A 21,577-nucleotide genomic window follows, 5' to 3' on the forward strand; every position below is an offset into this window, starting at 1 on the left:
AAATAAACGGTATTATTTTCATCTGTAATACGCCCTTCTACCGACGATGGTGCACCAAAAACGCTAGGTGAAAGAAGAGCCACCGAACAAGCTAAGGCAATAGCGGTTTCATGAAAGTTTTTTTTAGGTTGAAAAGTAGGCATAGTGTGCTCTCAGTTTTATTTAGTAATGTGTATTTAGAGCGCTCGCTTTATTATCAGCAAACGTTCTCACTGCTTTATTGTTTGCAGCAACTTACAAAATAAAAGTGACAAATTTATGTCAGCATAATTTCAACCCAGTCTATTTTAATGATTTTCCACCTTTTAATGAGTCTGTAAATACATTTTGAGCTTTTATGACCTGAGAGTGTTTGCTCTAGATGCCGCTACGTTCAGCGAAAAACTAAATAGCTCTTAAAAAATTATTAATAATTACAGGTTAACAGTAAAAAAACTGTCACTTAGCTGAGCTAATATGACCCTTATCAGTAGTTAGCTGAACGATTAGGCTATCAAGCATTACCTGATAATCGCTTCTTACGTAATACGTTGTCATTTATTGATATTCACCCACTTTGCTAAAGTAATAGGTTTTATGAGTCATTATTTTTTTACATCCAATAAATATTTAGTTGCCATATTGTTATTCACCTTGGTAACTATTTGCTCAACCGCTATAACTATCGGTGAGTTTAAAGCTATTAACAGTATCGCTTGGGTCGATATTATCGGCGAAGGCGGCATGATGTTGATGATATTTACTTGGATCGTTTTTACTTTAATAAGTCGTCCTGCAGGTCGAGTGACTACGTGGCTTTTTACGGGGCTTTTGCTAACCGAAATTTCAATGTTGCTCGACTTTCTTGATGAGTTTATTCACTACGCAGCTCATAACAGTTGGTTTACAACGGTTGAGTCATTTCCAGCAGCAATTGGTATGGTGCTGATGACTTTTGCTTTATATCAATTACACTTTGAACAACAAACTATTAACACACAGCTTAGAAGAACTGAACGCTACTACCGCGAGCATAGCTTAACTGATTTTGTTACTCAGCTTTATAGTGCTCAATATATGAAGCAGCAACTCAAGTATGAACTTAATCATGTTAAAGCACACCACTCGACCTTCAGTCTTATCATGTTAGATGTACGTAAATTTAATGATTTCAATCAAAGGTTTGGTTACGCACAAGGGGATTTTTTATTAGGTGAAATTGCGAAATTACTGCTGATGAACATTCGCGATGGTGACTTAGCCTGTCGTTATGCCAGTGATAGATTTATTGTTTTATTACCAAATACTACCGCAAATGTTGCTCGTGTTATTTCAGGACATATTGAACAAGCTGTTGCACATTTAGCTTATAAGTCAGGTGACTCCAGCACTGCTATTTACCCTAAAATATCAAGTTGTGTTAATCAGTACCAAGGACAACAAAGTTATCAAGAAATACTGGCTCAATTAAACCATAAAATGTCGGTGGTGAAGTATGAATCGACTGCTGCTCGATCTGATGTCACTTGCACTAATGTGCCAGTTAGCAATTAAAAAGACCGTAAATGAAATCTTATTTTGAGCAAAACGATAAAGTATTATCGAGTCATCATATGCTGTTATCACTGGTTGATATTGCTAAACAACGTGGAGTTCTACCCGATGTTTTACTTAAAGGCAGCAAAATATTTTACAGCGATTTATTACGAGAGCCTCTGAAAATATCAAGCGAGCAACTACAGAAAGTAGTTCTCAACAGTATTAAATTACTGCCACAAGGAGATGTGGCTTTTTTATTGGGACGACGGCTTTTCCCAAGTCATTTAGGTAATACGGGTAACGCCTTAATGAATTGCCGGCATTTAGCTGACATGGTGCGAGTGATTCAAACTCAGCAAATACCGCTATTTCCACTGCTGTTTATGACAATTAAACGTCACAAACAGCAGCACTTTTTCGCTTTTAATCAAAGCCTAACAACACTTGATACGCGTTATTATCATTTTCTCTGTGAAGTTTTAGCCAGTGCATTGGTTTGTGCGATAAAGTGGCGCTTAGGTTACCTGCCTAAATTATGCTTTACGTTTCCTTATGCAGAGCCCGATTATATTGAGCAGTACCAGGTCAACTTAGGGAGTGATATCTCCTTCTTAAATAGTGTCACTCAACAACCTTTGCAAATATCAATAAAGTCTGATGATTTATACCTGCGCTTTTGTGATCATAATCAAAGCTTAAAACGGCACTACTTAAACCTGAACTCATCGTTATTACCCTGTAATCAAAAGGCTCAAGCTGTTGGTTTAATTCAATACATTTTACATTTCATTGATAAAAACAACAGTGCCACACTTGAGCAAGTTGCCAGTTCGTTACTCATAAGTACTGCTACCTTAAAGCGTAAAATATCAGCACACCAAAGTAGTTACCAACAGATTATTGACCAATATAAACAACAACAAGCAATGTTTGATATTACTACCTTAGGCCTTAACAATGACAAAGTAGCAAACAAACTTAAGTTTTCAGACACCACAAACTTCAGGCGCTCTTTTAAACGTTGGACTGGTATGACACCCAACGAACTTAGACAATGTTATATCACCAATAAAGGGCTAACAGACTAGGGGCTGTTGAATTGGTAAATAAAAAGCCCGTATAATCACGGGCTTTGTTCGTTTCACTTTATAAAAACAACCAAGTCAAATATACCAAATTATCACTTGCTGGTATTACAACAAATCATAATTCCACTGTATTCCTAAACTAACCACATTATTCACTTGTGACGGCTCATTACTTTCATCGCGCATCCATTCGGTACGTAAGACGAAGTTCGGGTGAAATGCATAGCGCCAGCTAGCACTAATTCTATTAGGCTCAAAGCCATTATTATCTAAACCAGCTTGTGTTATAAATGTTGGGGTTGTTTGGGTAAACTTATTTTGTGTACTTAATATCTCATATTGTAAATGAATACTATGTTGCTCTCTTTCAATAAATGTTGTTAAACGGTATGAGTTTTGCGGTGCTTCAATATAAGCACTTTGGGTGGTACTGGCTATTTGGCCATCAACTTGCGCTTGCATCCATTCAAACTCTCCATGCACTCGCCACCGTTGATATTGCCAACTGGCATCAAAATATACACCGGTATTGAGTGTATCGCCTGAAAAGTAATACTCAGCAGTTACGTCTTGGCTTACACCATGGTTATGACCTTGGCTGTAACGTAAGTCAGCTCTTTTTTCAGCTTCACTATACATTACCCAAAACTTAGCTGAGGAATGAAAGTTATCATATTGAAAATTGAAATGACTGAATGCGGAAATACTTCCTTCGCCTGAGGTTGCTGGAAAGTTGTCACCATTAAAGACTTCAAAGCCTATTTTATAGTCTGAATTACCCCCTAAATAGCGCGGGTTAATTTTACCAACCACTGCCGCTCTCACACCAATATCATTAAAGTGACGACCAAATAAAATATCCGCTGACAAAGGTGCTTGGCTAAAAGTGTCTGCTGATGCGTGATAATTTAAAGTATCTGTAACATCAGTTGTCATTTTACCCGCTTCAAGCTGCAATCGTTGCTGAGCGATATACATTTCAGTACCAAACCAAAGGTTCTCTAGCTCAACACTATTATCTCCCCCATGGCTATGCCCGCTTAATTTAGCCGCAACATAATATTGATGATTTACATTCAAATACCCTTGTAGCTGTACATCATCTAAACTGACGCCTTTTTCGGTAGGAATAGACTCGCCACCAATTAAAAAACCATTGGGTTGCCATATTTCACCATTTTCTACTATTTGATTATTACGGTAAGTAACCGCAGCTAATACTTTCAAATAGTTATCTTCAAATAGTGATGCTTTTTGGTGCGCTATCGCAGGAGTAGAAATAACCGAGAGCACAGGTAAAAGAAATATTAGCCTACTACATTGAATAGGTTGAGTTCGTGTTTGCTTAAACATTAATTTTCCTCGTGCGGGTTTGAGAATTTTTCATTGTGAATAAAATCATAATCCGTTAATGATTCTAAAAATGCGACAACCGCATCAATTTCTTCTTCGGTGGCCGAAAAGCCCGTGATTAATGCAGACTTATAGGGGTTGTTTTTACCGTCACCAGCATTCTCTAAACCTTCGGGAGTTAACCGCCCACCACGCGCATAGTGCTCAACAACTTCGCGTAACGTGTTAATACTGCCATCATGCATATAAGGTGCGGTTAGTTCTATATTACGCAATGATGGCGGTCTAAATTTTCCTTTATCTGCAGGATCTGACGATAAATCAAATATTCCTTGATCTGATTCAGGGTAACTACCGTCTGAGTTAACGTTATATAAACCATTATTAAAAAATGGAAATAAGATAGCGTCATTAATTGAGTTGGCGTCTTTATAAGAGACGGTAAAGTTGATCCCCGTATGACAGTGAAAACATTCAAATTTTTCACCATTAAATAAACTAAAACCTTGCTTTTGTTGAGGTGTTAAAGCGCTTTTATCACCGAGTAAGTATTTATCGTAACTACTATTGGCACTAATCATAGTGCGTACAAAGCTTGCTAATGAAAATATTATTTTATTAATGCTAGCCCCTGAGTCATTCTCAGGAAAAGCTGCGCTAAACAATTGCTGATACTTTTCATCGCTGTTAAAGCGGTTTAATACAGTCTCAAGCTCGGCATCGGTTACACCCAATTCAATGGGATCATCAGCTCGAATAGGAACATTGAGCTGATCTTCCAATTCAAAAAAAGTGTCATTACTCCAAGTAAAGGTCGCGTTATAAGCAACATTGCTTAGCCCTTGGCTATTTCGAACGAGCGCATGACCTGTTGAGCCAATAGGTGTTGCAATACCATCAGCAAAAGCATCACTTTGAAAATGACACGAGCCACAAGACTGGGTTTGATTGGCTGACAGCTTAGTATCATAAAATAAAAAACGACCTAAGGTTATTTTTTCAGGGGTTAAGGGGTTAAAGTCTGGAATAGCCGGCAATGGCATATGCTCAGGCAATGCTAACAAACTACGTAAATCTTGCTCAGTTTCGGTAGAGGCTATTGTAGTGCTTGAAGACACTTTACAGCCAGTCACTAGCAGTGATGTAAATAATAAAGACGGTATTAACAGAAAACTCAATGCACTCTTTACAGAGGCTGTATCATTGAGTTTATTCTGTATTTTCCGACGGTTATGTCGATAAGTCATTTTTACTCTTTAATAAATACTAGGTTTGTATCGGCATCAGCACTACCGTCCACTAAACTTAAACCAAAGTTTTCAAAAATAGCCGCGCAATCACTTTGCATTGGGCTAGAGTGACAAGACACTGTTGGCGTGGTTTCATCACCTGTTGCGGAAAACTTAACATTTTGTAGTAAAGCATCTAAATCAATAACAATGGTATTTTGCGTTGGATTAAAGTCACTAATTGTCACCGTAGGAGTATTAACAGCACCACAAGTGTCTTTTTCTTCTAATGCAAGTAAACCATCACCACCACAGTTTCTACTACCTAAGTGAATCAAACCTTTACCTGCTTCATCAAGTGAATTACTAATGGTGAAATTCATCACAAAATGACGGTAACCACTTGCCCAAGACCAATACATTTCATTTAATGGCGTTGGCGCATCTTCTTGTGTATTAGTAGCAATAACTTCTTTCATAACCGCTTGTGGTACACCAACATCAAAACTAACACGGGTAACATTTTCATCTAATAATGTACCGCTAATACCATTATTTACACGTTCGGTCCCCCCTAAAGCTTCATCGGTACAAGCGCCTGATACATTACTTGTTAAGTCAATTAGGCCAACAAAGCCTTGCTCACTATGACGCTGAAAATCATTTTCATTAAGCTCAGCGGCAACTTCTTCATTGTTCTGGTTATAAAACTTAATATTACTCACGTAAAAGCGTAAATCACTAACCGATACTGAATGTAGAGCTTCTGTACCAAACTGATTATGGTTACTATCACAAGTCACTAACTCACCCGCACTTTTTGCTGCGAAACTTAAAGTAAAAGGAGCACTTTTATTTAAGTTACTATCTGTAATATCGCTTGAGCTGTCAGAGCCACAACCCGCTAATAAGGCGGCTGAAATAAGTGACAATGAAAGGGTTGAGTTAATTCTAGAACTAAAGCTTGTAAACATTATTGCATTCCATCGATTAAAAAAGTGCAATTATTATAACGATATAGCATAAAAAATAAGTGCGACCTATTGTCGCACTTCGCAATAAAACCCCTATTGTTTATAGTGTTTTATCTACCTTTTTAATGACTTTTAGTTTTAGAAAAAATTAAGATACAAACTGAGTGTTTATATTGTGCTATCTATTGGTAAAATATAAACTTAAACGAATTTTTCGACCTTGGTTGTAATTCTGTAGCCAATAATTAAATTCACTCTTCTTAACGAGCTTGCTGTTATATGCTTATTCGCTGTATTGCTTTATTATCACTCTGCCCTTATTTTATCTCACCTCTTTGCTTTGCTAGCAATAACGATGGTATTACAAAATTCAACACGGCCTTTGCTAAAACCTTTCATCAAGAGCTAAAAAAGCTCAGTATCCCTGGTGGCGCTTATGTGGTTGTAAAAAACAATCGCGTTATTGCCTTAGAAACTTTTGGATACCTTGATAACAGCAAAAAGCATAAGGTCGATAAAGATACCGTTTTCCGCTTAGCTTCTGTTTCTAAACCGTTTGCCGCAACTATAACGACAATGCTTGCTCAAGAGAAAAAGCTGACCTTATCTGATCCAATTACCCAGTATGTGCCTGATTTTGTGCTGGCAAAAAATAATGCCGCTAAAAATATACAACTCAAGCATATTTTAAGTCACTCAAGTGGTTTAATGCCTAATGCTTACGATAACTTGCTACATGAAAATTGGAGTATGGAAAAAATCATTAGTCGGTTTGATCGCATTACCCCCATTTGTAAACCAGAAAGGTGCTATGGCTATCAAAACGTAACCTATGGTTTTTTAGAAAATGCGATTGAATCGAGCCAAAGTAAAAGCTACGTTGAATTATTAAACGAAAAGCTTTTTGTACCATTAAACATGCACAGTGCTTCTGTCGGGTATGATGATTTTATCGCGCAAGACAATACAGCAAAGCCTCATATTTTAAGAAAACGCGTCAATACCGGTAAAAAAGATAAACAAGGTAAAGCGATCAAAAAATATATTTGGCGAACGGTAAAGGTTAGTCCAGACTTTTATAAAGTAGCTCCTGCTGCTGGCGTAAATGCCAGTATTAGTGATTTAGCTCAGTGGCTTATTGCTAACCTTGGCCATCAACCTGACGTACTTAGTCCTTCACTATTGAATATAATGACAACGCCACGCATTCAAACCAAAAAAGATTTAAAGCGCCGATATTGGAAAGATCATTTAACTGATGCGCATTATGGTTATGGCTGGCGTATTTATCAGTTAAAAGACTACCCTATTATTTATCATGGTGGTTGGGTCGCAGGTTATGTCGCCGATATAGGCTATTCGCCTGACTTAGATATTGGCTTTGCAGTATTACTCAATGCTGAGTCGGGTGTTATTAGTAAAATATCGACTCAATTTTGGTCTCAAGCACAAGTGTTAGCTCAATAAGTTAGCTCAATAACTATCTCATTTATACTTATATCAATAAAAAACGCGCCGGAGCGCGTTTTTCGTTAATTGATTTATCTTAATTTCATTATTTAGCTTTGCTTAACGCTAATATATTCGTCAACAAGTTGTGATAGAACATTTAATGGTACCGGACCATTTTTTAGCACCACATCATGAAATTCTCGAATATCAAAGTTGTCACCTAATTGCATTTTAGCGTGTTCACGTAGCTCAATAATTTTGTTCATACCAATTTTATAGGCGGTTGCTTGAGATGCCATCACCACATGACGCTCAACCATTTTCACCGCATCTGACTTGGCATTGGGGGTATTTGACACGTAGTATTCAATACCTTGCTCTCGGGTCCATTTTTTAGCGTGAATACCTGTATCAACCACTAAACGACATGCGCGCCATAACTCCATCGCTAAGCGACCAAAATCAGAATACGGGTCTTGATATAAACCAATTTCTTTTGGAATAAACTCTGAATACAAGCCCCACCCTTCGGTGTGCGCAGTATAGCCACCAAATTTACGGAACTTTGGAATACCTGTTAACTCTTGTTTAATCGCTAGTTGCATATGATGGCCTGGAATACCTTCATGATAAGCAAGCGCCGCCATTTGATAAACAGGCATCGCTTCCATATCGTAAAGGTTAGCGTAATATACACCTGGACGTGAGCCATCTGGCGCAGGTTGCTGATAAAATGCTTTACCTGCTGACTTTTCACGGAATGCTTCAACCGCCTTAACTTTTAATTTAGCCTTAGGCTTAGTTAAAAATAAACTATCCAAACGCCCTTCCATGTCATCTATAAGCGCTACCGCTTCATCAATATAACGCTGTTTACCTTCTGGGGTTGCTGGGTAGTAAAATTGTTTATCATTACGCATGAAAACAAAAAACTCACTCAAGTCACCTTTAAAGCCAACCGCTTTCATAATAACGCGCATTTCATCATGAATTCGAGCGACTTCACTTAAGCCTAATTGATGAATTTGAACCGCTGTTAAATCTGTGGTTGTGGTACGTTTTAAGGCGTTATTGTAAAACGCTTCACCGTTAGGGAATTTCCAAACACCGTCACGATTATCGGCTTTTGTTTCAAGTACCGTTAAGTAATTAATTAATTCTTCATAACCCGGCTTTAAGCTATTAACTAATGCCTTATTTAAGTTAGTGATTAACTGGCTTTTACCGTTATCGCTGATCTCAAGTTTATTCACCTTCGCCGTAAAATCGGCCAAAATAGTACTGTCGGTTTCCGAGTCAAACGGCGCACCAACGAGAATGTTTTTTGAGTCACGAATAACATGCTCAAACACAAATTTAGGGGCAATAATACCGCGCTCTTCACGTAAACGTAATTGCACAATTAATTGCTCCATAACTTTTTTAGCGCCATGAACACGCGAAATATAATCTTGCGCTTCTTTCACGTTACTAATTGAGTGCTGGTTAATTAAAAATGCAGGGACTTGTGAATGAGTACCGTACATTTGATTTACTGGGTAATTATGAAAACGCCATTTATAATCATCAATTTGATTTTGGAGTTTTTGGGTGTACAGGCTGTAACTAATTTTGGTTTGATCATCGAGAGTATCAAAGTCAATTGCCTGAATACGTATTAGGTTAGCTTTGGCAAATTCAAGCTCTTGTAAGCTGTTTTCTTCGGTGAACTCGCTCCATTTATCATAATCTTTTTTAATGCCAAGGTAAGTTTGTTTAACAGGATCACGATCAATACCTTCTTGGAAAATAGTATCAAAAAGTTTATTTGCTTGTGTTGAAGCTTCAGCAACAGTGGCTTCACTAATTGGCTGATTAACACTTTGATTAGCCGTTTGGCTTGTACAAGCACCAAGCAGTGCTGTTGATACGGCAAGTACCAAAATTGATTGTTTGAAGTTCATGCGATTCTCTCGTTGATGGTTATAAATACAGTGTGCCTGAGTGTCATGTACTTTATCAATGGCGCTACGACCAACTAACTGATTATTGCGATTAATAAAATAAAGCAGGTAAATTGTAGACCAAAAAAATGCCTATGCCCGTATCATCAGGTATAAGCATTTGGGTTTGTTTTTTAATAGAATTAACGTGGCTATTTTACTTTTATAGCTGCACTATTTACCTAACCACTCTATTTTATATAGATCGCGACGACGATCTAAATAGTTTCTTACTGAGCCTTCATTTTGCAGTTTATTTAATTTATCGAGATCTAAATCAACAATTAAGGTCATTTCAGTATTTGGTGTAGTTTCTGCCATAATCGCATCATGAGGAAACGAGAAATCCGAAGGCGAAAATACCGCAGATTGTGAATATTGAATATCCGCACCATCAACTTTAGGTAAGTTACCAACACTACCAGCAATGGCGACATAACATTCATTTTCTATGGCGCGCGCTTGGGCGCAACAACGGACACGTAAATAACCATTTTTTGTATCTGTCCAAAAAGGAACAAATAAAATTTGCATCCCCTCTTCAGACTGTAAACGCGCCAGCTCAGGGAATTCAACATCATAACAAATTAAAATGCCAATTTTACCAAAGTCAGTATTAAATACTTTAAGCTCATTGCCGCCTTGCATTATCCATGCTTTTTTCTCATAAGGCGTTGGATGAATTTTATATTGCGAGTCTACCGTACCGTCACGACGGCATAGGTAAGCTACGTTCAGTAATTCATCATCTTCTAACGTGGGTACTGAGCCGGCAATAATATTAATATTATATGATACCGCTAACTTTGAAATAGCTTCAACAATCTCAAGACTGTATTCCGCTAATGCTTTAATAGAATCAATAGAGTTTGCGTGATTATCTATTCCCATTAATGGTGCATTAAAAAACTCAGGGAACAATGCTAAGTCGCATTGATAGTCTGATAAGGCATCAACAAAAAATTCAACCTGTTGAATGAGCTCTTCAACGCTATCAAAAGGGCGCATTTGCCATTGTATACAACCTATACGTGCCGTTGTCCGTTTAGCACCAATGAGCGGTGACTTTTCAGGGTCGTAATATAAATTAGTCCACTCTAATAATGTTGCATAACCGTGCGACTCTTTATCTTCAGGTAAATACCCTTTAATAACACGCTTTACTTCAAATTCATTTGATAGTTGAAAAGTTAAAATAGGATCATAAAGTTCTTTCCGTTTAACTTGCTCAATATAAGCTTGCGGCGTTAATGTTTCAGAGTGGTTTTTATAAAGCGGAATACGCCCACCGGCAACAATGGCCTTTAAATTAAGATTTTGACAAAGCTCTTTACGCGCTTCGTATAAACGACGGCCTAAACGCATACCGTGATAATTAGGCGAAACAAAAACGTCAACGCCATAAAGTACATCGCCTAAAGGGTCGTGCGTTGTTAAATAAGCATTACCTGTTATTTCGTCATAAGTATGTTGATCACCAAACTTATCGTAATCAACAACAACACTAAATGCAGCTGCAACAACAACGCCGTGATCTTCAATACATATTTGTCCATCTTGAAATACCTTAAGCTGTGCTTGGAATTTTTTTTCAGGCCAAGCACCACCAAGATCAGGATAAACAGTATCCATGAGTTTTTTTACATCAGCGTAGTCACTTAATTTTAAATGGCGAAGGGTAAGTTTATGTTCGGGGTCTTCTATTAACGTATCATCAGTCATTGATGTTCTCTTTACAAAGCAACGCTAGTTAGCTCACGATTGAGCCGATATAACTCGTTGGTATCACCCATACAAAGTTAGATTTTTTATCTGTAAGGCATGCGCCATTACCACGCTAATACAATAAATTTTAATTAAGACGTAGCGCAGGTGATATATAAGGCAGCTTCAAAGAAAAGGCAAGTATTTTTGAAAGGTTATTTTACTGTGGACAGTAAAATTCTCATAAAGGGTGAAAGAGTGCATGATACGTTACTCAACGTTTAACATACCAATATCACTTAGCCATGCGTAAGCTTGCTCAATGTTATCAAAGAAATTACTTTCAACATTGGTCAACACCGTGTGACTGTCTTCCATTAGAGTTTTTTGCAGTGACATACCACAAATTACCGCTTCATATTTTTGATTATTGATATTGCCCCAGGCATTTAACTTATCAATTTCATCCCACATTTCAGGGGTCGATAACTCCCACTGACTTAAATCAACTAAGCATGCCCATGGTTTATCTTTTATTTGATTAACTAAGACTTTATATTCTCGGCAAAGTCTTAAAACAGTTTCAATATTCCAAGCGTCAAAACATTTGACAACTAAGGTTTGCCCAATAATTTTCATTTTAAAAGAACCGTGTTCTTGCATAAGTATTTCCAAAATTTATCATTAACATCTACAGTGATAATGTATTATTAGCTTTATGCACGCTACATACTTAAGTTGACTCAATTGCCATTTCGTCGAGTAATAATGAAATAGTTTTTAATGACGACTCATCAAACATAATACCCACAAGAATATTTCCATTATCAAATCTATTATTTTTAATGTGTGCATTTACCAGTAATGGCTCTTCTACACCTATACGTGTGATTGCAATATGAACGGGGCATTTTTTAACGCCACTATCACGGCTTATCGCCTTGAATGAAAATAAACAACCGCGGGCAGAAATGTCTACAATATAGCCGCCAATACAGTTACCCGTTAAGGTGTTACCTTTTTTATTTTGAGCGATTTGAGCGGGTATGTGTGTTTGTTTGCGTTGCGATGTTCTCAGTTGACGGTTTTCTATATGGGTAGGATAGTTTAAAAATATTAATTTTTCTGGGATAGTTGATACATGTTTTATACTCGTTGAAAAAGCAACACATTCACCATGCTGTCCTTCCAGAATATAACGAACGACTACGCCACTACCGCTAAGCAGTATGTCTTTGTAATCTGCGTGGTTTAGTTTACTTGGAAATTTGACAAGTATGTAACGACCTAAATCAATACCAATCACTACTGGCTTCATTCTAACGCCACTTAACCCACCAAATTGAAGATCTATTATTTTCCCTGGCGTTAAATTATGTATAAACTCATTAAGAATTTGGTTTTCGGCATCTATCATTCAATAACTTCGTTTTAGATAACTTTACTAAATACTGCATTGTTAAATAATAAATATCAATATATTAATATTGGGATAGAAAAAAATAGATACAAGAAATAATGACTTCACATGTAAGGTAGTCACAAGTGCAACAACCACTGCGCTATATATTGAGTGAATATGCTTTATTTAAACCATACTTTACCGCCAACTATTTTCAAGGCGGGCGTTCCTTTAATTAATTGCTCCCGAGCAAAAACCAACTCACACTTGGGGCAAGTACCTAAAACTTGAGTAAAATCTTTGCTTATACGCTCAATAAAACATTTTACCAGAGCGCCCTTGCCACCTTTTCTATATTTAAGCAGCTGCGTATTACAGCTGCTACAAAATATATCAACGGTTTTTGTTGGACCTTTTTTATTCGGTTTAGCCATTGTGGTTAATACTTTATCTTATTGCGTTTTTCAATTCTGTGCTGAACATTACAGCAGACTAACGCCTAATATTTTCAAATTTTCAGCCATATCTTCCGCAGCAGTTCTAGGAGAAATATCTTCATCTATTTTGATAATCATACCGGCTTTGTCGATATAAAAAGTTACTCGGCTAGCAACACCGGCAAAATTTAAAACATTATAGGCTTTTGCAGCGGCCTTGGTTGGGTCACTTAACATAGGAAAGTCAGCTCCCGTCTTTTCTGCAAAGTCTCTATTGTCATCTAATGGATCAACGCTTGCCATAAAATAACTCACGTCATACTTTCTTATCAGGTGACCTTTCTCAGTTAACGATTTGCACTCGATAGTGCAGCCACGTGTATTAGCCATAGGGTACCAAGCTAATACGATTGCTTGTTTACCTTGATAATCAGATAGCTGATAAAAGTCACCATTGGTTGCTTGTAACTTAAAGTTTGGCGCTTTATCGCCCACCTTAAGTTCGTTTGCGCTCAAGGTTAAGCTAATAGCGCAGGAGATTATGCCGAGCAGTGATAAAAGTTTTTTCATTGTTGTTACCTTAAAAGTAGTTGAAACGTTTTAGCAAGCGCCATGTAAAGCGCAATATGTAAACGACAATAAAATTACGCCTTAAATGGTTGAAGGTATATACGCGCTTGAGTGTACTACAGATCTAAAATAGCACGATAAAAGTTATCATAAATTAATTAACCACTTTAAATTGCTCTTGATAGTAAAAACCTTGTACAAAATCAATATTGAGTGTTTTCGCTAGTGCCAAATCATCCGCTGTTTCAACCCCTTCTAAAATAACCTGTTTACCTGCGCTGTGTGCATAATTAATAATAGACTCCACTAACAGCATAAAGTTTTGGTTGGCTCTATTTTTTAATACGTATTTATCTAGTTTTATATATTTAACTAGCTGAATAACCGATGTTGAGATCATTGATTGAGGGTTACACACGTCATCAATTGCTGTGCGTATATTATTTTTAGCTAGGTTATCTATCATCGCTAAACTCATAATCGCATCATTAATTTCTGAATTTTCAATCAGCTCAACTACTACTTCTGCCTTTTGAAACTCTTTAAATAATTTTAAAAATGGGTTATTGCCATTAATAATTCCACTGGAAAAATAAGAGTCTTGATCTAAGTTAACAAAAATATCCGAGCCATTGACCGCGTACGATAGTTGCAGCTTTTTCTGTTGATATTCAACTTGAAACAAACTTAACGGGCTACTGTGTAATGATGCATAAACTAGATCAGGCCTGAGCGGTTTATCATCGGCACTATAAAAACGCGCTAACGCTTCATAAGCAAATATTTCATTATTTTTACACGCTATGATGGGCTGATATTCAACACCAAAACGTTTTCGTTCGATTAAATCTATTAAACATTCTGAGCTTAATGCTTCTGTATTTTTCATTCATTACCTAAGTCACAGCGGCTAGATTACTTGCTGTTGATATGACTTTTTACGATAGGATTAACGGGACGGCACATATTAAATGAGAATTATTATCAGGTAAAGGTAATTACTAAAACATTTAGCGAATGTTGCCAACAACTCCAAATAATAGAGAGCTTTCGCTGAATTCAACTAATAACTATACGCTTTTAGCTATGTTTTTAGGCTATAGTAAACAATCACTCCAATACATAACAGAGTTATCAGGGTTATTTAAATTATTTATGTGGAGTTATTGGAGTTATATTTATATGCATGCAAAGGGGTTGTCGGAGTTATTATAAAGTGACATGATGTGGTTAACAAACAGACAATGTTAATTAGGTATCTGGCATGAAATACCCGTTATTGATAGAGAAAAAAAACCAAGCGTTCGGTTATCAAGTGAGCGTACCAGATTTACCCGGTTGTCAGGCGAATGCTGACTCTATTGATCAAGCTTTTGAAAATATTAACGCGGTGATCAAATCACATCTCACTATATTATCTGAGTACTCAGAGCCAATTCCAAATGGTACATCAATAGAAAAACAACGGGCCTTATGGCTAGCAAATCGTACTCAAGCACAATTAATAACTGATAATAGTACTGAAGTTATTTGGGGGTTAACCGAGCTAGACATCACTCCCTATTTAGGAAAAAGTCATAAAATCAATGTCACCTTACCTGAGTTGCTGATATCGCAAATTGATAAAAAAGTGAGTAAATCGCCAGACTATAAAACCCGATCGGGCTTTATTGCTTCGGCCTGTATAGCGCTACTTAACAAGTAGCTCTTTTGGTTATCATTAAGTGCGGTTGTTACCTTCGGGTTTAGGAGCAGACTTAGGTTCAGCTTTATGTTGAGGTAATAATATTGATACATCAATGCTCTCTGCGGCAATTTTAATTTTATCGGTGAAGGTTAAACCCTGCCCTGCTCTTATGTTCATATGAGCATCAGCAATAAAGTCTACTTGTGCTATTTTAGGTATTGGCAGTAACTGAGTTAAGGACTCAATATTTTCAGCTAAATTGCTCATTGGTGTCTCGCTGGCGCAATTTGCCACCCAAGCAATGCAATTTAAACCATCGGCCTTAATTGCATCAAAAGTGAGTAAAGCATGGTTTAAACAGCCAAGCTTCATATTCACAATTAAAATAACATCCATTTTTTGTGCTTTAACAAAATCAGCCATAAATTGTGTCGTGTTTCTAGTACCTTGCGCGCTATTGGCGACCATCAGAGGTAATCGCCAGCCACCAGCACCTTCAATTAAATTAATATCTGCATTTAAAGCATTAATCTGAGTAAAATGCGTACTTAAGTCACTTACCGTGATTGCTTGTTGGTGTTTTTGTGCTGCAATATGTGGTGCTATAGGCTCTAAAAAAGCAATGGGGTTTACTTGCTTTAACGATTGCTGACAATTTGCATAATGGGTTAACCATTTAGCGTCATCATTAACTAACTCGCCATTAATTAGTTCACAGCCAGCAGATACAGGCTTATAAGCAGCGACTCGTTGATGATATTGTTGAGTAAGGGCGTAAATAATAGCGCAACTGACAAAGGTTTTTCCTGCGTCGGTATCCGTTGCGGTAATAAAAATATTTTTCATGAAAAGTAACCTGAAAATATACTATAAAAAGTCAGTACTGAACTAACCCTTTATAATTATTAAAGAATAAAGTCTCAATCAAGCTAGGTTTTCACCACTAAACCTGAAAAAAGACGATAGGTAGCGGGGTAAATACCACTAGGCTCAAGAAAGTCTTGGTAATGCTCGGTCATTTTAAACCATTTAGCTTTACCGGATAAACCACGGTTCTTTTTATTAGCTAAATGATTAGCCCCTAAACCTTTTAATTCACGTGCTAAATGAATGACATTTTGATATTCAAGTACTATATCTTGGCATTTTTGTTCAACTAACTGACACGATTGTTTGCTAAAAACATCGTTTAACTGAGCAGCGGTTTTAAAATCAATAACGTGCTGATCATCGTCAACTTGTCGCCATGATGACTTTAGTTCATGTAACGTGCCATCAACAAGTGTTGTAAAAATAAACATACCACCCGGTTTTAGCACCCGCAGTATTTCTTTAACAGCATTATCAAGCGGATTAAACCATTGAATAACCAAGTTAGAATAAATAAGATCAATACTATTATCTTGTAAAGGAATGTGATGAGCATCTCCTTCAACCCAAGTAATACTCTCATTACGGTTTTCTTGCGCAAATCGTAGCATTTGTGTGGCAATATCTAAGCCTATTACACGTTGATATTTACTGGCTAATAAGTCGGTAAAAAAACCGGTACCTGAGCCTAAGTCAAGCACGGTTAAATCGTCTTGCTCAGGTAACCACGGCATTAAGTGTTTACCTGAAAAACGTTGTAAGCGTGCTGAAACATCGTATGATTCACTCGCAGAGCCAAACGTTTTTGCAATATTTTTTCGGGTAAATCGAATTTGTTCGGTTGGAACCATTACTTTAGAGCCTTGTTTAAGCATTCTGCTAAGTATTTGATATCATTTTCATTATGATGTGCACAAATGGTTACGCGTAACCTAGAGCTATTAACCGCAACTGTTGGAGGTCTGATTGCCGTTAACCAAATACCCTGCTGTTTTAATTTTTCACTGACCTGAAGTGCTGCTTTTTCATCACCAATAATAATAGCGTGAATTGATGACTGTGAGGTGATCAATTGGATATTATCTGCTAATAACCTTGTAAAAAGCGCGCTGAGTTCATTAATTTTATCACGTCGCCATTGCGCCTGTTTTATCAATTTAATGCTTTTAATTGTCGCCCAAGCAATCGCCGGTGATATTGCGGTTGAATAAATATAGTGGCGAGAAAAATTGATTAAATAATCGTGCAACTCTGCCTGACAAGTTAAAAAGGCACCACTGGTTGCCATCGCTTTACCAAAGGTTGCCATAGTAATATCAATATCAGTAATGCTATTACTGCCCTGACCTTGTTCACCGATAACACCGATGCTGTGAGCATCATCTAAATATAACCAAGCATTATGTTGTTTGGCCAATTGTGCTAATTGAGCAACCTTAGCTTGATCGCCATCCATACTAAACACCCCTTCAGAGGCAATTAACGTATTCTCGGCATTATTTTGTTCAAGCAGTCGTGCCAATTGCTCGGTATTATTGTGGTTAAAGCGTTTCACTTTGGCGTTACTTTGATATGCACCATCAATCATTGAAGCATGACTAAGCTTATCTAAATAAAATTGCGCCTGGGAAGTGTTACTGCTTTGCGTATCACCTTGTTGCCCTAGTGCATGAAATAGTGCCAAATTAGCCGAGAAGCCACTTGAAAATAATAAACAGCGTGGTTTATTTAGCCATTGGCATATTTCATCTTCTAATGCTTGATGAACATAATGATAACCAGTAACTAAGCTAGAAGCGCTGGCACAAGTACCAAATTTATCAGCGCCTTCTTGCAAGGCCTTATTAATTTCAGCATGATTATTTAATCCTAAATAATCATTTGATGAAAAATTAATATAGTGTTTTCCAGCAATATTGATCGTGCAATTATGTTCGTTGGTAACGCCAGCACCAATGCATACACGTTGACGATAACGATTAAGTTGTTGCTGTTCGGCCAACTGGCGGCTGATAAAACTGAAATTATTAGCGTGTTCAGTTGGCATCATAGCTTTTACCTTAGTAACGTTACTCACTCTAATAGCAAGCTAAATAACGTTATAATGCTGCGTTAGTAAATAAGTCGCTGTGTTGTTGATCAACAATCGCCGTTTTAACTAATTTATCAACACGTTCATTATCATCAACAACCGTTTCAGTGTTAATGCCTAACTTTTCAAATAACGCAATATCTTGATTAGTTTCAGGGTTTTCAGTGGTTAATAACTTACAGCCATAGAAAATAGAGTTTGCACCAGCAAGAAAACACATTGCTTGCATTTGCTCGTTCATTGCTGAACGACCAGCCGATAGACGAACATGGCTTTTTGGCATCATAATACGGGCCACAGCAATACAGCGAATAAAATCAAAACTTTCTAAGTCATCGACATTTTCTAATGGTGTACCTTCAACTTTAACTAACATGTTAATAGGCACACTTTCTGGTTGTGGGTTTAAATTGGCTAACTGTGCTAATAACGAGGCGCGATCTACCGCTTTCTCGCCTAAACCGACAATACCGCCACTACAAACTTTCATACCAGCAGTACGAACATTATCAAGAGTGTCTAAACGGTCTTGATAAGTACGGGTGGTAATAATTTGATTGTAATGCTCTGGTGAGGTATCAAGGTTGTGGTTGTAGTAATCTAAACCTGCTTCTTGTAATTGTTCAGCTTGGTCTTCTGACAACATACCTAAGGTCATACACGTTTCCATGCCTAACTCTTTCACACCTTTAACCATGCTTAATACATAAGGCATGTCACGCTCTTTAGGGTTACGCCATGCGGCGCCCATACAAAAACGGGTTGAGCCCATTTCTTTAGCGCGTTTTGCGGCTTCAAATACTTTTTCAACCGCCAGTAAACTTTCTTTTTCTAAGTCAGTTTTATTACGTGCACTTTGCGAGCAGTATTTACAGTCTTCTGGACAAGCTCCAGTTTTAATTGATAATAAAGTACTTACCTGTACTTCATTAGGATTAAAATTCTCTCTGTGCACAACTTGTGCTTTAAACATTAAATCGTTGAAAGGAAGATCAAATAATTCCTTAACTTGCGCTAAGTTCCAATTATGGCGAATATTTGTTTGTTGGCTTGCTGACTGTGTTGATAAAACTGCTTCGGACATGATTACTCAATTGCATCTGGTTAACTTAACGGGTAGTCTAGCCAGCACGACCATGATGTCAACAATTTTAATTGCCAGTAGTTAACAAATGAACAAAAAACAAACACACCTTCACTCTTCTTTCTCGACTTTATCCACAAACGATTTACTTCAATTCGATAAAGATAATGTTTGGCACCCATACACTTCAATGTCTGCCCCCTTACCTACCTATATGGTAGATCGCGCTGACGGTGTTCATATTCACTTAGCCAGTGGTGAGCAACTTATTGATGGTATGTCATCTTGGTGGTCAGTTTTACATGGCTATAATCATCCTAAACTAAATGCAGCACTCGTTGAACAGTCAGCAAAAATGTCGCATGTGATGTTTGGCGGTTTAACTCACCAAAGCGCCATTACATTGTGCGAGAAGCTCATTCGTTTAACACCAACAGGGTTAGATAAGGTTTTTTTATCTGACTCCGGCTCCGTGGCTGTTGAAGTTGCAATGAAAATGGCATTGCAATACCAACATGCAGTAGCTGCTAAAAATGCTACTAAGTTAACCAAAACAAAATTACTCACGGTTAAGAATGGTTACCATGGCGATACTTTTGCGGCGATGTCAGTTTGTGATCCCGTGACGGGAATGCATCAAATATTTGAGCAGGTATTAATGCAACATTATTTTGCTCCACCGCCACAATGTAAATTTGGTGAAGCGTGGCAGCCAGAAGATGCCGTTGAGTTAAGTAGGCTATTTGCGCAACATCATCACGAAATTGCTGCTTTTATTATTGAGCCAATAGTACAAGGTACTGGTGGTATGCGTTTTTATCACCCTGAATACTTAAAAACCTGCCGAGCACTTTGTGATCAATACAATGTGTTATTCATTGCTGATGAAATTGCCACAGGCTTTGGCCGCACGGGTAAGCTTTTTGCCTGTGAGTGGGCAGACATAAGTCCCGATATTATGTGTTTAGGTAAAACACTTACTGGTGGCTATATCACTTTAGCCGCAACCCTTTGCTCTGAGCATATAGCCAACACGATTAGCCAAGGCGAAGCCGGTTGCTTTATGCATGGACCAACATTTATGGGGAATGCTCTTGCCTGCGCAGTAGCGAATGCCAGTATCGATTTATTATTTGAGAATAACTGGCAACAACAAGTGGCAGATATAGAAAAGCAGCTAATTCAAGATATTTTACCCCTTAACTGTCACCACCGCGTTGTAGATGCGCGAGTACTGGGCTCTATTGGCGCCGTTGAATGCAAGCAAAGTGTCAATGTTGCTGCTATACAAAAGCGTTTTGTAGAATTAGGCGTATGGATCCGCCCATTTGGTCAACTTATTTATATCATTCCGCCACTTATAACTACCGCAGCGCAATTAACGACATTAGTAAACGCGATTGCCGAAGTATTAAATGATGACAACTGCTTTACCACTAATTAACCTGAGATCTGCTTAATTAATAATAGTAAGAACAGTACTAACTATAACGGTGCAAGTGATAAAGAATATACACCAGCCAGATCAAGTTAATGACCAGTAAAAAAATCAAATGGTAATGCGGGTTATCGGCTTTACGGCGGTTACGATACTTATCAAGCATCAACGCAAGGTAGCTGCCTAAAGCACTGAGCCAAAGCAAAATGTATAAATACCCCGTTAAGGGGGTTAACCAAAATTGCCTGACGTCAATATCATAATAACGTAGCACGCCATAATTGCTTTCTGGCGCTGCGTAATACGACATAATTAATGCGACGAGAAACAATATCCAACTAACCAGTGCTAACAGTATTTTGCCATAAACCCATGTGTCGATATTTTTTCGGCGTTCAACAGGTTTAGCTGTTTCAGCATCGTTAGATTGTTTATCAGGCGTTACAGATAATTTCATTCATTAAGCTCTTTTTATGAATATTTACCGTTAAGTTCTAGGGGCTGTTGATCTTTCGAGATTATTTTTGCAGCTTTTTGTTGGGTATTTATACAAGGCAGAGCCTTTGTAATGTAGTTATTCTACCTAAAAAGGCGATAACGCAGTAAAAATGACCAACAAACGCTGTCCGAAGGATTCGGCTAAAAGCGTTTTACTCTTTGTTGAACAGTATTTGCTTAGAATGACTAGGCAACACAC

General features: G+C 37.6%; 20 protein-coding genes and 1 pseudogene. 5 read left to right on the forward strand and 16 right to left on the reverse strand.

The window, feature by feature from the left end; translation table 11 throughout:
- The first annotated feature begins 576 nt into the window (after window positions 1-576).
- Both KO495_RS15730 and KO495_RS15735 read left to right on the forward strand, forming a co-directional pair.
- Entirely contained in the window at window positions 577-1,533 is a 957-nt protein-coding gene (locus KO495_RS15730) for a diguanylate cyclase (protein ID WP_215981368.1), read from the forward strand.
- An 11-nt stretch (window positions 1,534-1,544) separates the two neighbouring features.
- Window positions 1,545-2,606 carry a helix-turn-helix domain-containing protein gene (locus tag KO495_RS15735; RefSeq protein WP_215981369.1) on the forward strand — a complete coding sequence of 354 codons (1,062 nt, stop codon included), beginning with the start codon at window positions 1,545-1,547 and terminating at the stop codon, window positions 2,604-2,606.
- Window positions 2,607-2,711: 105 nt separating this feature from the next.
- Here the strand turns inward: KO495_RS15735 and KO495_RS15740 are convergent, their stop codons facing one another.
- The 3 genes from KO495_RS15740 to KO495_RS15750 are packed head-to-tail and all read right to left on the reverse strand — an operon-like array spanning window position 2,712 to window position 6,162.
- Window positions 2,712-3,959 (reverse strand): hypothetical protein, encoded by a 1,248-nt coding sequence (locus KO495_RS15740; RefSeq protein ID WP_215981370.1) that lies wholly within the window; start codon window positions 3,957-3,959, stop codon window positions 2,712-2,714.
- Window positions 3,959-5,206 carry an MbnH family di-heme enzyme gene (locus tag KO495_RS15745; protein ID WP_215981371.1) on the reverse strand — a complete coding sequence of 416 codons (1,248 nt, stop codon included), beginning with the start codon at window positions 5,204-5,206 and terminating at the stop codon, window positions 3,959-3,961. The genes KO495_RS15740 and KO495_RS15745 overlap by 1 nt, the downstream gene beginning before the upstream one ends.
- Before the next feature lie 2 nt (window positions 5,207-5,208).
- On the reverse strand, window positions 5,209-6,162 hold the full coding sequence (locus KO495_RS15750; RefSeq protein WP_215981372.1) for an MbnP family copper-binding protein: 954 nt from the start codon (window positions 6,160-6,162) through the stop codon (window positions 5,209-5,211).
- Window positions 6,163-6,441: 279 nt separating this feature from the next.
- Here KO495_RS15750 and KO495_RS15755 point away from each other — a divergent pair, with 279 nt between their 5' ends.
- Window positions 6,442-7,629 (forward strand): serine hydrolase domain-containing protein, encoded by a 1,188-nt coding sequence (locus tag KO495_RS15755; protein WP_215981373.1) that lies wholly within the window; start codon window positions 6,442-6,444, stop codon window positions 7,627-7,629.
- 92 nt (window positions 7,630-7,721) lie between these two features.
- Here the strand turns inward: KO495_RS15755 and KO495_RS15760 are convergent, their stop codons facing one another.
- From KO495_RS15760 to KO495_RS15785, 7 genes are all read right to left on the reverse strand, one after another.
- Window positions 7,722-9,557: a DUF885 domain-containing protein gene (locus KO495_RS15760; protein WP_215981374.1), complete on the reverse strand. Its 1,836-nt coding sequence runs from the start codon at window positions 9,555-9,557 to the stop codon at window positions 7,722-7,724.
- A gap of 213 nt (window positions 9,558-9,770) precedes the next feature.
- Entirely contained in the window at window positions 9,771-11,318 is a 1,548-nt protein-coding gene (locus KO495_RS15765) for a bifunctional GNAT family N-acetyltransferase/carbon-nitrogen hydrolase family protein (RefSeq protein ID WP_215981375.1), read from the reverse strand.
- A gap of 252 nt (window positions 11,319-11,570) precedes the next feature.
- The gene (locus tag KO495_RS15770) at window positions 11,571-11,963 is read right to left on the reverse strand and encodes a hypothetical protein (RefSeq protein ID WP_215981376.1); all 393 of its coding nucleotides are present in this window, start codon (window positions 11,961-11,963) and stop codon (window positions 11,571-11,573) included.
- Window positions 11,964-12,033: 70 nt separating this feature from the next.
- Window positions 12,034-12,717: a PilZ domain-containing protein gene (locus KO495_RS15775; RefSeq protein WP_215981377.1), complete on the reverse strand. Its 684-nt coding sequence runs from the start codon at window positions 12,715-12,717 to the stop codon at window positions 12,034-12,036.
- A 167-nt stretch (window positions 12,718-12,884) separates the two neighbouring features.
- Window positions 12,885-13,136 (reverse strand): hypothetical protein, encoded by a 252-nt coding sequence (locus tag KO495_RS17605; protein ID WP_252739014.1) that lies wholly within the window; start codon window positions 13,134-13,136, stop codon window positions 12,885-12,887.
- 48 nt (window positions 13,137-13,184) lie between these two features.
- Window positions 13,185-13,709: a redoxin domain-containing protein gene (locus tag KO495_RS15780; protein ID WP_215981378.1), complete on the reverse strand. Its 525-nt coding sequence runs from the start codon at window positions 13,707-13,709 to the stop codon at window positions 13,185-13,187.
- Window positions 13,710-13,863: 154 nt separating this feature from the next.
- Entirely contained in the window at window positions 13,864-14,598 is a 735-nt protein-coding gene (locus tag KO495_RS15785) for an EAL domain-containing protein (RefSeq protein ID WP_215981379.1), read from the reverse strand.
- 375 nt (window positions 14,599-14,973) lie between these two features.
- Here KO495_RS15785 and KO495_RS15790 point away from each other — a divergent pair, with 375 nt between their 5' ends.
- Window positions 14,974-15,414: a type II toxin-antitoxin system HicB family antitoxin gene (locus KO495_RS15790; protein WP_215981380.1), complete on the forward strand. Its 441-nt coding sequence runs from the start codon at window positions 14,974-14,976 to the stop codon at window positions 15,412-15,414.
- A gap of 15 nt (window positions 15,415-15,429) precedes the next feature.
- Here KO495_RS15790 and bioD read toward each other — a convergent pair whose 3' ends face one another.
- The 4 genes from bioD to bioB all read right to left on the reverse strand — a co-directional run bounded on the left by bioD (window position 15,430) and on the right by bioB (window position 19,442).
- Complete coding sequence (gene bioD / locus KO495_RS15795; RefSeq protein ID WP_215981381.1) at window positions 15,430-16,242, reverse strand: dethiobiotin synthase; 813 nt, start codon at window positions 16,240-16,242, stop codon at window positions 15,430-15,432.
- An 83-nt stretch (window positions 16,243-16,325) separates the two neighbouring features.
- Window positions 16,326-17,117: a malonyl-ACP O-methyltransferase BioC gene (bioC, locus tag KO495_RS15800; protein WP_215981382.1), complete on the reverse strand. Its 792-nt coding sequence runs from the start codon at window positions 17,115-17,117 to the stop codon at window positions 16,326-16,328.
- Entirely contained in the window at window positions 17,117-18,316 is a 1,200-nt protein-coding gene (locus KO495_RS15805) for an 8-amino-7-oxononanoate synthase (RefSeq protein WP_252739015.1), read from the reverse strand. Before KO495_RS15805 ends, bioC begins: the two co-directional genes overlap by 1 nt.
- Window positions 18,317-18,365: 49 nt before the next feature.
- Window positions 18,366-19,442 (reverse strand): biotin synthase BioB, encoded by a 1,077-nt coding sequence (gene bioB / locus KO495_RS15810; RefSeq protein WP_215981383.1) that lies wholly within the window; start codon window positions 19,440-19,442, stop codon window positions 18,366-18,368.
- Between the two features lie 88 nt (window positions 19,443-19,530).
- Here bioB and bioA point away from each other — a divergent pair, with 88 nt between their 5' ends.
- Window positions 19,531-20,886 carry an adenosylmethionine--8-amino-7-oxononanoate transaminase gene (bioA, locus tag KO495_RS15815; protein WP_215981384.1) on the forward strand — a complete coding sequence of 452 codons (1,356 nt, stop codon included), beginning with the start codon at window positions 19,531-19,533 and terminating at the stop codon, window positions 20,884-20,886.
- A gap of 37 nt (window positions 20,887-20,923) precedes the next feature.
- Here the strand turns inward: bioA and KO495_RS15820 are convergent, their stop codons facing one another.
- Together KO495_RS15820 and KO495_RS17610 are read right to left on the reverse strand one after the other, a co-directional pair.
- A complete protein-coding gene (locus KO495_RS15820) occupies window positions 20,924-21,337 on the reverse strand; it encodes a hypothetical protein (protein WP_215981385.1) in 414 nt (137 codons plus the stop codon).
- Window positions 21,338-21,367: 30 nt separating this feature from the next.
- Window positions 21,368-21,577: pseudogene (locus KO495_RS17610) on the reverse strand (hypothetical protein).

The organism is Colwellia sp. D2M02, assembly GCF_018860755.1.
Taxonomy (GTDB): Bacteria; Pseudomonadota; Gammaproteobacteria; order Enterobacterales; family Alteromonadaceae; genus Colwellia; species Colwellia asteriadis.